Origin of the sequence: Labilibaculum antarcticum, assembly GCF_002356295.1 — a bacterium.
GTDB lineage: Bacteria > Bacteroidota > Bacteroidia > Bacteroidales > Marinifilaceae > Labilibaculum > Labilibaculum antarcticum.
Map to the genome: position 1 here is coordinate 5,352,990 of NZ_AP018042.1, position 13,542 is coordinate 5,366,531.

Annotated in this window: 11 protein-coding genes; 2 read left to right on the top strand and 9 right to left on the bottom strand. The window is 37.7% G+C overall.

Going from position 1 to position 13,542, the window contains the following annotated elements; genetic code table 11:
* Positions 1-15: 15 nt before the first annotated feature.
* The 8 genes from ALGA_RS21305 to ALGA_RS21340 form a co-directional block, all read right to left on the bottom strand.
* Entirely contained in the window at positions 16-789 is a 774-nt protein-coding gene (locus ALGA_RS21305) for a polysaccharide deacetylase family protein (RefSeq protein WP_096432782.1), read from the bottom strand.
* Positions 771-1,838, bottom strand: coding sequence for a beta-ketoacyl synthase chain length factor (locus tag ALGA_RS21310; protein ID WP_096432784.1), 1,068 nt, complete (start codon positions 1,836-1,838; stop codon positions 771-773). The genes ALGA_RS21305 and ALGA_RS21310 overlap by 19 nt, the downstream gene beginning before the upstream one ends.
* Positions 1,839-1,840: 2 nt before the next feature.
* The gene (locus ALGA_RS21315) at positions 1,841-3,025 is read right to left on the bottom strand and encodes a beta-ketoacyl-[acyl-carrier-protein] synthase family protein (protein ID WP_096432786.1); all 1,185 of its coding nucleotides are present in this window, start codon (positions 3,023-3,025) and stop codon (positions 1,841-1,843) included.
* An 18-nt stretch (positions 3,026-3,043) separates the two neighbouring features.
* On the bottom strand, positions 3,044-3,295 hold the full coding sequence (locus ALGA_RS21320; RefSeq protein WP_096432788.1) for a phosphopantetheine-binding protein: 252 nt from the start codon (positions 3,293-3,295) through the stop codon (positions 3,044-3,046).
* A gap of 4 nt (positions 3,296-3,299) precedes the next feature.
* The gene (locus ALGA_RS21325) at positions 3,300-3,899 is read right to left on the bottom strand and encodes a beta-ketoacyl-[acyl-carrier-protein] synthase family protein (protein WP_096432790.1); all 600 of its coding nucleotides are present in this window, start codon (positions 3,897-3,899) and stop codon (positions 3,300-3,302) included.
* A gap of 3 nt (positions 3,900-3,902) precedes the next feature.
* Complete coding sequence (locus tag ALGA_RS21330) at positions 3,903-5,024, bottom strand: beta-ketoacyl-[acyl-carrier-protein] synthase family protein (RefSeq protein ID WP_096432792.1); 1,122 nt, start codon at positions 5,022-5,024, stop codon at positions 3,903-3,905.
* A 66-nt stretch (positions 5,025-5,090) separates the two neighbouring features.
* Positions 5,091-5,510, bottom strand: coding sequence for an acyl-CoA thioesterase (locus ALGA_RS21335; RefSeq protein ID WP_096432794.1), 420 nt, complete (start codon positions 5,508-5,510; stop codon positions 5,091-5,093).
* 294 nt (positions 5,511-5,804) lie between these two features.
* Positions 5,805-6,794: an alpha/beta hydrolase gene (locus ALGA_RS21340; protein WP_162845511.1), complete on the bottom strand. Its 990-nt coding sequence runs from the start codon at positions 6,792-6,794 to the stop codon at positions 5,805-5,807.
* A gap of 857 nt (positions 6,795-7,651) precedes the next feature.
* Here ALGA_RS21340 and ALGA_RS21345 point away from each other — a divergent pair.
* Together ALGA_RS21345 and ALGA_RS21350 are read left to right on the top strand one after the other, a co-directional pair.
* Positions 7,652-8,866: an exonuclease SbcCD subunit D C-terminal domain-containing protein gene (locus tag ALGA_RS21345; protein WP_096432799.1), complete on the top strand. Its 1,215-nt coding sequence runs from the start codon at positions 7,652-7,654 to the stop codon at positions 8,864-8,866.
* A 17-nt stretch (positions 8,867-8,883) separates the two neighbouring features.
* On the top strand, positions 8,884-12,441 hold the full coding sequence (locus tag ALGA_RS21350; protein ID WP_096432801.1) for an AAA family ATPase: 3,558 nt from the start codon (positions 8,884-8,886) through the stop codon (positions 12,439-12,441).
* A gap of 143 nt (positions 12,442-12,584) precedes the next feature.
* On the opposite strand, the gene ALGA_RS21355 is transcribed toward ALGA_RS21350, so the two are convergent.
* Positions 12,585-13,226 carry a transposase gene (locus ALGA_RS21355; RefSeq protein ID WP_096432803.1) on the bottom strand — a complete coding sequence of 214 codons (642 nt, stop codon included), beginning with the start codon at positions 13,224-13,226 and terminating at the stop codon, positions 12,585-12,587.
* Positions 13,227-13,542: the final 316 nt, after the last annotated feature.

The following is a 13,542-nucleotide window of genomic DNA, read 5'->3' on the forward strand; positions in this document are numbered from 1 at the left end:
TTTCATATAAAAGACTTAGCTTTTTTCATTTACTCTCAAAGCAATATCAATCCTTTGAGTTTTGTAATTATTTTCTTTCAAAAAAGGCAGTAAGCCTTCTAAAATTGTGAGAACATGAGGTGAATGATCATGTAACAAAACAATATCCCCCGATTTTAATTCCTTTTTTATTTTTTGCAAAGCCTTACTTCCCTTAGAGTCTGACGTATCAAAAGAACGGATCGTCCAACCGATACATTTCATATTAAGGCTTGTCACTGCTTTTGCAATATTTGGATTACTAACGCCAAAAGGAGGTCGGAAATATTCCGATTTACTTCCTGATAAGCGCTCAATAAGCTCATTCGTTTTTTCAAGTTCTGCAATAATATTGGTGACCGATTTGGCGGGGAATTTCACTTCATGTAAATAACTGTGATTGCCAACAAAATGACCTTCGGTAAACAAGCGTTGTGCCAATATGGGATTTTCTTCAAGATGTTTTCCGATACAAAAGAAATTGGCTTTTATTTCGTGTTTTTTCAACAAATCCAAAACAGCTTCGCTTTGTTCTTGCGGACCATCATCAAAACTTAAGAATATTTCTTTCTCCGAATTAGGAATCTCACAAATAATTGGCATAAAAAATTGCCATCTTACATTTACCACTCCACAAATCAACACACATACATATACCAACAGACCCAAAATCAGAACGACCCAAGAATAGGAAAACTCAACAACTTCCAAAATAAAGGAAAGCAGAGCAAGTAAAGTAAGGACTATATTGCTTATTGTGAACTTCGACATTTTGTCAATAAAATAAATGTATATGAATTATGTCTTGATGAATTTACAAGTAAAACTTTTTCAATTTCTTGATCTTTTTCTCCCTGTAAATAAGTCGCTTCGCCAATACTATCGTTCTGTATGGCTGTGTGTGCCATCCACAAAGCAAAACTAGTGTCTGTATCGAAACTGCCCGAACAATGTTTAAATCCTGCTACTATCGAATTCTCAAAATCGGTATTTAGCAAAGGAACTAAATTCTTGGTGTTAGGAGTTCCATCCAGACCCAATAGTAATAAATTGATATCACTGGAATGTAAATTGTGCTTGGCTAAAAATTTCTGAACTAAACTATTGCAATCGCAGCTTGCAGTACGATGAATCTCAATATCTACCAGTTTGGACGATTTTGAGCTTCCCTCTTTCGAGGATACAACAAAAAACCCAGCACCTTCGCCTACTATTACACCTGAATTAGAAGCCTTTTTTAGTCCATTCTTATCCAGTTCTTTCTCTGCCAGGCAACCCATTTGTTTCCACAGATTTAAGCTGAGAGGCGTCAGTTCATCAAAACCACCAAGCAATACATTTTTAGCCTCTCCTTCCTCAATCATCATTATCGCATCAATCAAACCCGTTTCAAAAGACGTTTCTTTTTGCGAAAAAGTATAATTTGGTACTCGCAAACCTTTAATCAAGGCAATTTGTCCTCCCACGGCATTGTGTGTCGATCGAATAAAAGCAGTGGGATTCATTAATTTCTCACCATTCTCGTGCATTTGTTTTAAAAACACACCTGTATCATCAATACAACCTAGTCCGGTTGTTGTTATTATGGCATCAATACTATTTGGTTCAACTTGATTTAAACAATCAAATGCTGACACCAAACTAAATTTCACGAGTCTGCTCATGCGTCGCAACATGGCTGGTGGTATGTATTCCTTATATACAGGATCGATCACCTTAAGACCCGAGTTTTCAGATAAAACAGTATTCTCCGGCCATTTTGTAGTTCCCAGAGTTTCCTGAGCTGAAACCATTGATGATGCATTTATATATATGGCCATTTTTATATTTTTGAAAACACAAGACTACTATTATTCCCTCCGAAACCGAAAGAATTTGACAGCACGTGTTTTATTTCAGACTTCTCATACTGATCTATCGGAACAATATGTGAATCTTCATCCGCTTCAGAAAAGTTTAAACCAGCATAAAGTTCCTGATTCTGTATCGCCATGATTGAAAAAACACCTTCAATACCTCCGCAAGCACCTAAAGTATGACCTGTAAATGCTTTTGTAGAACTAAAAGGTGGATTATCTCCAAACAAATTACCAATTGCTCTCGCCTCTGATGAATCGTTATTTGGTGTGCCAGTGCCATGGGCATTGATATAGGAAATGTCGGCACATTTTAAGCCAGCAACTTCCATCGCTTTTTGCATAGACAGACTGGCTCCAATCCCTTCGGGCGAGGATGCTGTTTGATGATGAGCATCATTCGCATTGGCATATCCTGATAAAACAGCAAGAGCTTTGTTTGGTTTGGCAATATCTTCAGCCTCCAAAACAATAAAACCAGCTCCTTCGCCTAAATTTAGGCCAGCTCTGGATCTATCAAAAGGTCGACAATACTCACAATCGAGTATCAGTAAACTATTAAATCCATTTAAAGTAAAACAAGATAATGCATCTGTTCCTCCTGCAATTACCCGATCTGCTCTACCCGATTTAATCAGGCGAGCACCCATCATTATGGCGTTTGCCGCCGATGAACAAGCTGTGCTATAAGTCGTAACGAATCCTCCTATTCCCAGATAGGAAGCTATTTTTTCGGTAGAATCACCACATGGGTGAAGATTCAGAACTTTATGCAAGTCTTTCTCCGAATCAAAATCGACAATCTGTTCAGTCAAATCCATGCCTCCAACGGTTGTTCCTGAAACTAAAGCACATGTTTTTAGCTCATCAAGCGTTAGACCAGCCATATTAGCGGCTTCACGAACAGCGAGAATCCCCAACATACTGGTTCGGGAAATCAATTCATCTTCATCAATGCCTAAAATGGATTTCAAGTCTGTATTGGAGTATTTAACTTCTCCCAAAACAAACTTGTCTCGAAGCCTTGTCTGCAAGTATTTAATTGGGGCAATTCCCGTATGCCCATTTTGAAGTGCATGGATATTCTGCTTCACCCCTAAACCTAGAGCGGAAACAATGCCTAAACCTGTTACAACAACCTTTCTCGACATAATGCTGAGTTGAACTATTTATGAATTCGCCTTTATGTATTCTGCCATACTTGTTAAAGTAACAAACACTTCACGTCCTTTATTCGGATCTGTTATTTTAATTCCGTAATCACGTTCCATTAAAACAATTAATTCCAAAGCATCAATAGAATCAAGGCCTAATCCATCACCAAAAAGAGCTTGATCAGCTTCAATCTCATCCGGTTCCATATCTTCCAGGTTTAATTCCTTAATTAACTTGATCTTTAATTCTTCAATTAATGAATCCATTCTATTATTTATTTAAATTGTTAATATTATCTATAGTAAATGGGAACAAGCCTACTTCTGATTTAGATATCAAAAATAATTTTGCGGAATAATTTGTTTCGCTTTCGTAATTCACCCACCCGACTACAACTAATTTAGTCGCTGTGTTTTGAAACACCATTTCGGTTTGCTGATGCAACAATTGGGCATCGAAATTTTCAGATACGAAGAAGTAATTCTCTCCTTTTATTTTGTTTCTTATCGCAATCTCACCCATTAAGATATTAGGTAACGTATATACGAACAATGCCGGACTCGCAATATTTTTAGTGCTTTCCCAGTAAGACATATCGGTTGCTAATGTAGATTCGGAATTCGCAAATACCAATGCAATCTCTTCATTTTGATATTGTTCCCGGCCTATATTTCGAAACAGAACCTCAGCAGCTATAAATGCAAGTTTACACTGTGCATCCATTTTATAAAACTTTGGATATTCTAATTTTTCTGATTTATAAAACTCTTTTAAAAAAGGTTTTAAATCTTTTTCATTCGATTTAAAAAGGACCTCAGAACCATCCGTAATTTCTGCATCGGATACAGAACAATATTTTAAAATATGCATAGATTAGTATTTTGAATAAAGAATTGCAGCATTACAACCACCAAATCCTGAAGCAATTTTCAGAAATGAATTGAAGTTTAAATCCTCTGTTCTTGTCACTAAATTAATTTGTTCGGACACACCATAATCAACAAATCCTTTTGTCTCCAGAGCCTTTGATTCATTCATAGCACAGAGAGTTATTATTGTCTCAATTATTCCTGCTGCACCAAGAGTATGCCCAAAAAATCCTTTCAAACTATTTACCGGCACATCATTTAGCTGAGCTAAATTTATTGCTTTCGATTCCATTTCATCGTTGTACATTGTTGCAGTACCGTGTGCTGAAATGAATTCCGGTTTAATTTGTGCTTGATTCAAAGTAGATGTAATGGCATTTGCAAGACCATCACCGGTGCGAGAAGGCCCGGAAATATGATTTGCATCGTTAGAAGAAGCCCCTGCAACGCATGAAGCTCCATTGAAAATTGCTTGTGTGGAATCTGTGGTTAGGACAAGAGTTCCAGCGCCTTCACCTAATGAAAGACCATCTCTGTTTTTATCAAATGGTCTGCATGAATTATTACTTAGTGCTTTAAAAGAAGTAAAGCCCGATAACACAAACTCCGAGATCAAGTCAGCACCGCAAACAATCACATGTTTGTACTTTTCCGCCTTCAATAATCGTACTGCCGTTACTTGAGCTAAAATACTGGACACACAAGCATTTGAAATAAGCATGGGGCGATTTACAGCTCCAAAATAGTCCCCTATTTTCTTAGCACTCTCCCACAGATGAATGTCTTGAGTTCTTTCATTTGCTTTCTCAAGAAACCCTACATTCCCTTTTGTTGTTGCTATAATTAACAAACAATTCTCTTCTTTAAGATCAACTATCGTTTTAGAGACAGCATCCTTTATCGAAAGGATACACAATTTCTCAAAAAGAGATACTTTGGCTTCTACTTTATTTTTTAAACAATGTTCTTTAAAGAATGATCTGTTTATGTATGAAATTGGATGAATCTCACCTTCAGAATGATAACGTAATCCTGAATTTCCTTTCAAAACATTATTGAAATTTTCTTTTGAGGTAAAACCCAATGAACTTATAATATTGCTTCCTGCTATAAATACTTTATTCATTTTATTTTTCCCCTTTGCTCTAGTCAACTTAAATGCACACCTATAGGTAAAGCGTATAATATTATTCTACTTCAAAATTCCAACCGAACTTTTCCAATCAATATAAAAATCAGGACAACACAATAGCAGTTGACCTTCCTTATCAGTAAAAACCTGTGTGGTTTGAGCTTTTACTAACACCGCCATATCAGCTTTTCGATAAATTGTATATTCGAAAATTAATTTAGCGGCTAATGAACTTATAAATCTGGTTTCGACAACCAATTTATCGCCATATTTTGCGGATTTTTTATAACTCAATTTCATATCCACGATTGGGATTAACAAACCTTGCGCAGCTACATCCAAATACCCCAAACCAAATTTATCACCAAAACATTCGCGTCCATCTTCCAAAAATTTGACATAACTGCCATGCCAAACAACTCTCATTGAATCAACTTCACTAAACCGTATATCTATTGTTTTCCGAACGACTAAACTCATTATCTATAATCTTTATACTACCATAATTCCAATTGCAGATAAAAACTAAAATCTCACAATTATAGTACAATGTAAATGCTATTAAAAAGCGGTGCAAAGATACAAATGAAACAATAAATAAAGGCCTTTTGAGTTACTAAAACGCTCAAAAAACAAATAAAGAAGCAGCAATTAATAGACAGTCTGAAGTTGTGGCACTTAAGTCTGTGAATGTAATATTGGCTGAATGGAATTATATAACTTTGGGGCGCTAATTACTTTATTAAAAGTTAAGGGGAGCAAACAATTCTTAAGTTAATTGACCAGGATGTTATGGCCCAATCCATCTTTTCTTCGGATAAATAATGTACTGTCGTTTAGTTGGATTTCCTTACCATGGAATAAATTGAAATAAAACTGATTGATATTTTCCCCTCTTATTCCTCCCAGGAAATAGGTATGTGTCAAGTGGGTTGGAAACATAAATCCAATCGCTTTTGTGAAGTTAATATAATTGGAATTCTCTGAAAGTGGTAATTTGAGACGCTCTCCTAACTGTTTTCTTGATTTTGTGAAAACTCGGACCCCATTTAGATTAAAATCTTTCTTATTACTTGTAATGTAAATTCGTTTTTGAATATGGAGTTGATTCATCCACTTAGAATGCTCTTTCTGATTGACTGCGGCCGCATTAAAAATTATATTGTCAAATAATTCATCATGCAAACCGCTTAATAAACTATCTTTCACCATTCTTTCCATATAGTAATTTCCAAGGCTATGCATACAAAGACTAATATGAATCTTCTTCGTTTGAAAATCTCTCATTTTTTTCAATTCTTGTATTTGCAATAACATTTCCTTAAATTTTAATATACCCAGCTCTATGTTCTTTTTTGAATTTTTAAAATTCTTAAGTCCATTTACTTTCTCCATTTTGGATGTCCAGCTAAAGACTATAATCTTCAAATCATATAAATTTTGAATTTTAAGACCTCTCATAACCGCATTGTTAGTTGTCTTTCCATCACCATGAATAAAAATCAATAAATCCTTATCACAATTCAATATTTCATTTAGGTTTTCCATTTTATGTATTGAATGGTCATTCAAAGTTGAATCCTGACTCGTAAACGTATAGCACTTCAATGGATCTTTAGTATCTGTATGATTCTCAAAAATGCTAAATCTATTTTGCAAGCTGTCAAAAACCTTATTGGTTATCACAAACACAATCGAATCATTGCGCTCTTTTTTCTGTATGATACTGTCTTTATTTTGGCAAAACATCAAAAATGGTATCATTACAAAAAAGCTACACAATAGGCACATCTTAATATAAATCATAATTTGAATGTATTATTACTATAAAAAACTTATCGAATTTAAAATAACACCTAATACAACTATCTACATTGCGATATTTTCATACCTCTAAACCATTTAGCGACTTTATTGCCACCTAACTGATTACACCATTAAAAAAGCCTGATATTTTACTTTTACCATACAAACAAATGACAAACGTTTATTTAAGGTAGGAATTATTATGAAACTATATTGTCAATTAAACTTAAATAATTGAGTTGTATTCGGTATTATTTTAATCATTTCCGGATACCTACTTATTTGGAAAATGTGATTTTTTCCCATCTGAATTAAGACCTATTGTCTTTTATTGACCAGCATTGCTATTGAATTAGGTGTTCTTTTCTTCTGTGTCCGAAAAGACAAAACTTCGGGCATTGTGTTGATGGCTGTTGGAGAAGCCTTTTTAATGCCTGTAATATTTGATTAGGTTTCAATTGACGAAGCTTGTTATGATCCTCAATTCTAATTATTCGTCACAATTAATGCAAATTTGTTGAATGATCAGCAATGAAAGCAGACTATGATTTCATCGACGAATTGAATATTTTGGAGAGCGGTGAAAAAATCTCCTGCTTTTTAGAAATCTTTCAATCGGAGGAAGGGAACGGATGAATACTGAAGAGAAAAATAGTATAAAAGCAACCAATTCGACACAGTTTGGCGATGAGCATTCTTAAATTTGCATTCACTCAAGTACCGAATCTTATAAAATGCTCTCATTATTCAAGTATTATGTACCTATCTTCTTAATCTTTTTCTATATTCACCATTCCTATAAATATGATTGATTCATGAGAATACTACATACTTCCGATTGGCACATCGGACAACGCTTGCATGGCAAAGACAGATTTGAAGAACATGAAAAATTCTTTTCCTGGTTGCTGCAAGTCCTGCAGGATAAACAAATTGATTTACTATTGGTTGCAGGAGATATTTTTGATGTAGGTTACCCCTCAAATTCAGCTCTGCAGCAATATTACCGATTCTTAACCCTATGCCGGGAAAGCACCTGTCAGAAGGTAATTATTACCGGGGGAAATCATGATTATGTGAGTACTTTGAACGCGCCCAAAAGTCTTCTGGATGCCTTGAACATTTCAGTAATTGGGGGTGTACCCGATTCTATTGAACAGGAAATTGTAGAAATTAAGGACAAAAACGGACAGTTAGCGGCTTTTGTTTGTGCTGTTCCCTATCTGCGCGACAGGGATATCCGTAAAGGTATTGTTGGGGAAAGCCACGAAGAAAGAATAGAAGCCACAAGCATGGGCATTGCGAATCATTACAAAGAAGTGGCGGATTGTGTAGAAAAAATCAATACAAATCAGTTGCCGGTTATTGCCACGGGGCATCTTTACATGGCAGGTGTCTCAACCAGCGATAGTGAAAGAGACATTCAAATGGGAAATCAGGCAGCCTTTAGATGGGATTCTTTTCCTCAAAACTTCGATTACGTGGCTCTGGGACACATCCATCGTCCGCAGCGCATTTCGAATCAGGAACAGGTTCGCTATTCAGGATCTCCTATCCCCTTAAGTTTTAGCGAGAAGAATGATCAAAAAGAAGTTGTCGTGATCGAATTTATGGAAAATAAACTCAGCTCTGTTGAATCAGTAAAAGTCCCTCTATTTAGACGATTGATTGGTTTTAGCGGAAGTTTGGATGAAGTTGCCAGTCAACTGCAGCAGCACCATTCAGAAGGAGAAGATACCGATTGGGCCGAAATTCATATCGAGGAAGAAAATTACGATCCAAATCTTCTGCAGAAATACAAGGAACTTTTGGAAATGGATTTTGATCTGGAAATTGTGAAACCATCCATCAGCTTTAAGGATAGAGTAAAAGGGGTCTCTGAATTGTACGAAGAACAGGTTGCTTTAAAAGATTTAACCGATCAGGAAGTATTTGACAAACTACTTGAGCGTTCGAATTTTGAGGATGGTGCCGAATTACAGAACAGCTATCAGCAATTGCTGCAGGAAATGAATGACAAGGAACAGTAAGATTTATATCAGATAAAATGAAGATTACCCAATTGAGAATAAAAAACCTGAACTCGTTAAAAGAGGAACACGTGATCCCTTTTAATCAGGCCCCACTGAGTGAAACAGGTTTATTTGCCATTACCGGCCCAACGGGAGCAGGCAAAAGCACTTTACTTGATGCCATCAGCCTTGCCCTGTACAATCAAATTCCCAGAAGCGGCAAACTATCGAGAAACAATATTGAAAATTTCGGGACTCTTATCACACGCGGCACATCCGATTGTTATGCCGAAGTGGAATACCAGGTAAATGGCAATAGCTACCGATCAAAATGGAGCATTAGCCGAAACAGAAATCACAATCTCCGCGATTACGAAATGGAGCTTTCCCAATTGAACCCAGATGGTGAATGGGATATTCTGGAGCAGGCAAAAAGACTTATTCCCGGCAGAAATGCAGAAATAACAGGGCTTAATTACGATCAGTTCGTAAAATCGATTGTTTTATCGCAGGGTGAATTTGCCAAATTTCTGAAAGCAAATGCCAATGAACGTTCCGAATTGTTGGAGAAAATCACCGGAACCGAAATTTACCGGCAGATTGGAAAAGCGGCCTATGCCAAGCTAAAGGAACAAGAAGATTTTATTGCCGCTATCAATAATAAAATGCAGGGTATTGAACTGCTAAGCCCGGAAGACAAAACCAGTATCGAAGGGAATGCTAAGACCCTAAAACAAGAGCTGGAAAATTTAGAGATGCAAATCAAAATCACCAAAGAGCAGGTCTCTGTTCGAAAGCAAGAAGCAGAGTGGAAGCTTTCCCTTGATAAAAACAAGACGGATGAAGAAGAACTTCGAAAGGAGATTACGGCATTTACGCCTCTCTTGCAGCAACTTGAGCAACACAACAAGTTAATTCATAGTAAAGGGGATTTGCAGCAAAACATACAACAGGAGCTGCAGATTAAGCAGCTTAAAAAACAGATTGAGGAATACAAAGCAGAAATAGAAAAGAAGAAGAAAGAGCTGGAGCAAAGTAAGGAACAGCTGAAAAACGATCTTGAAAATGAGAAGACTGTGGTAAAAGAACGGGAACAATTGCGTCCTATCCTCAGTAAAGTCTCTCAGTTGGATGAGCAATTAAAAATGCTTGCAAATCAGGTGAAAGAACGCAAGGCAGAATTGGACCTGGCCGTTCGAACAAACAAAGAATTAAAAACCAAACAGGAGCAATACAATTTCGATTTGAAAGGCTGTGGAAAATCGAAAGAGGAAATAGAAAAAATATTGGAAAGGGACAAAGCTCTTGAAGAGGTTCCTGTCCTATTGCCTTTGGTGAATCAACAACTGGATCAGATAAAAAGGACTTACTCGAAACTGGAAGAGGAAGCCGCAGCATTAAAAAGCACAGAATTACGCGATCAAATCCGTAAAGGCAGCAATTGGGCGCAAAAGATAGACCTGCTGCAAGTAAAGATTGATGATGTTAAGGCGCAGCTGATCCCGATTGAGAAAGAGCTGGAGAAAGCAAATTTCACCAACAGAGAGGAGTTGAATCAGCAATTGACGCAGGCCAGTCGAAAAAGCAAGAGCCTTGAGCAGCTGGAAAGCCTGCAAAAATATTACCTCAAAGATCATCAGGAAAATAAGGAGCTGCATTTACAATTAAAAGCCAACAATCGGTCCATCGAGTTAGCAGCAAATCTTTTGAAGGATCAAAAGCCTAAATTAAAAGTGCTTGAACTGAAAGAAGAAGAGGTAAGCATCAGGCTGCAGCGTTTGCAACTGGAATCTTCTTTGGAAGACAAACGGGAGCAACTGGTTGCCGGTGAAGCTTGTCCTTTGTGTGGTTCAACACATCATCCGTACGTAAAAAGCTACGAAAACAAGAGTGAGGAAAGTAAGAAAGAAAAGCAACAGCTGCAGACTGAACTAAAAAAGCTTGCCTCAGAAATTGAGACAAAACAAAAAGAATTGATTCTGCTCGAAGCTGATAACAAAAGCATACTGAATCGACTTGAAAAAGTAAAGATCTTGCTGAACGAAAATTCAAAAGCCTTTGAGGAAGAACAGTTGAAAATCAAAACCGAACTGACTGTAATGGATCAGGATGCTCTGAAAATTATTGCCGGAGAACATAAAATTTGGGCCCGGCAAATAGAGCTTTCTGCAAAAAACTTCGATTCCAGAGAAAACATGCTTCAGAATTTGCAGGTGATGGCGCCCCTACTCGAGAAAGTGAAATTGATTGCTGAAGCTCAGGAACAAAGCGAGGCCAGTCTGTGCAACTTGCAGCACTTTATTCAGAACGAAACCAATCTGAAATCGAAACTGGAGGCCTTGCATGCACTTCACCTTGGGTATCAAAACAAAAAAGAAGAGCTTTTACATCAGGATAAAAATATACTACGGCTAAACGAACTGATAAAAGCCGGACTAGAGAACATACAGATTGCCAACAAAGATGCTGAACAGAAAACGGCAAATTTAAACAAACTTGCAAAGAACAAATTGGATGTTGAGCAGGAACGAAAGCTATTACTAGGCGATAAATTGCCAGCGGAAGAACAGGAAAAGATCGATAAGAAGCTGGAACTGGCCAGTGCTAAGCTGCAAGACAGCTCGAAAAAGGAAGTGAGCATTAAGCAGAACATAACCTACTTGCAGGAACAAACCGACAAGGAAACAAAAAACGCCAGCAAACTAGAGATAGCCTATGCCGAGGAGTTCAAACGACTACTAGCTCTTGTTCAGAAACATTCTTTTGACAGCTTGGAGCTTGCCATGAACGCCATTTTACCCGAGGGGAAAGCGGCCGAAATTAAGAACAGACAAGATGCCCTTCAGAATAGAGAAACCGCCCGTAAGCAAAGTGAAAAAGACCTGCAGGAAGCACTAGCCAAAATTAAATTGAAGCTTACAGCGATTGCTACCGAAGAACTTCTGGAAAAAGAAAAGCAGGAAGATGCTCAATTGGGAGATGCCAACAAAAGTTTAGGTGCCTTTGAACAACAACTAAAGCAAGACAAGGAGAACCGAAAACGTGCTGGTAGTCTTTTAACAGAACTGGAAGTGCAAAGAAAGGAAGTGAAACGATGGGCCAATTTGAATGAATTAATTGGCGATGCTACCGGAAATAAGTACAGCAAGTTTGCTCAGGAACTAACGCTTCAGCAGATGTTGAGTTTGGCCAATTTGCATCTGATGAAACTGGATCAGCGCTACCTCTTAAAATACAATCCGCAGCAAAACGAAGACCTTTTTGTGGTGGATACCCTGCAAGGCAACGAGGAACGATCGGTTCGCACCCTATCGGGCGGTGAGAGTTTCCTGATTTCGCTGGCCTTGGCCTTGGGCTTATCGGATTTGGCAGGACAAAATACCCAACTGGAAACCCTCTTTATTGATGAAGGATTCGGAAGTTTGGATCAGGTAACCCTGGAACTGGCCTTGTGCACCTTAGAGCGCTTGCAAGCCGAAAGCAACCGCACCATTGGTATCATTAGTCACGTGGAAGCTTTAAAGGAACGCATCAGCACCCAAATAGAGCTGGTGAAAGATAGTGCTGGCAACAGCCATATTGAAATCAGATGATGTTCCCCTCTTAAAAGATGAATAAAAACAGAAACGCTGCACCCAATAACTGGTGCAGCTTTTTTTTCAAGAGAATAACCAAGTTTTGTCTTGATTCCCCTAAGAAACTGATGCACAAAAAAAATCCTCCCATAAAAGGAGGATTATCTGTTATTAGATGTCGTGATGTAAATTAAATAAAGATCCTCTATCCATTTGCATGGATTATTTTGGATGTATTGTTCGATGCGATGGAAGGAATCAAAATCGCGGACAATGTGATCGTGAAATCGGCTTTGCCATGTAAATTCAGAATTGATTTTCCGGGCATTAATGGTTACCGATGATTTGAATCCGCGAATAATTGATGCCAAATTTTTGGATTGTGATCCAAATTTCGCATTTGTAGAGACGCGATGCATCGCGTCTGTACAAAAATCATTGGAAATGCGATGCATCCTGTGAAGAGGTAATGTGCATCCTGTGGAGACGCGATGCATCGCGTCTGTATGGGTATTGTAATTATTTTTGCCAATGGTGATTAGGGCATGAAAATGATTGGGCATGATCACAAATTCGCCCAATTCCAAATTCATATCGGGTCTGATTCCAGGTGTTTTCAGCCATTCGCTTGCCGCCAATTCCCCAATTTCATTCAATCTCATTTTCCCATTGGAAATTTCCCCAAAATAATGTTGGCGGTGCTGCGTGCAGATGGTCACAAAATAAATGGCATTCGATCCGTAATCCCAATCTTTTAATCGGGCAGATGGGATCCGGTATTTATTTTGAAATTTTCCGTCCATTATTATAGATTTTATTCATCGTACAGACGCGATACATCACGTATCTATCCAATCTAATTATCCTATTCAGACGCGATGCATCGCGTCTCTGCGCAAAAATGATTGATTTGCATCGCATCTCTGCTAATTACAAAAAAAATGATTTCCAAAACACAAAAGAAATTTACTTTACGGATGTATCTGCTTCTGACAAAAAAACCGGTATTCTGATAACGAATAGGCTATTGGTGCAGGCTTCGTCATATCAATCTTTGGATTCCTTCATCCAAATCAGGCAGTCGTTTAGGGTCATGGAATTAGGTGTTTAGTTTGGGAT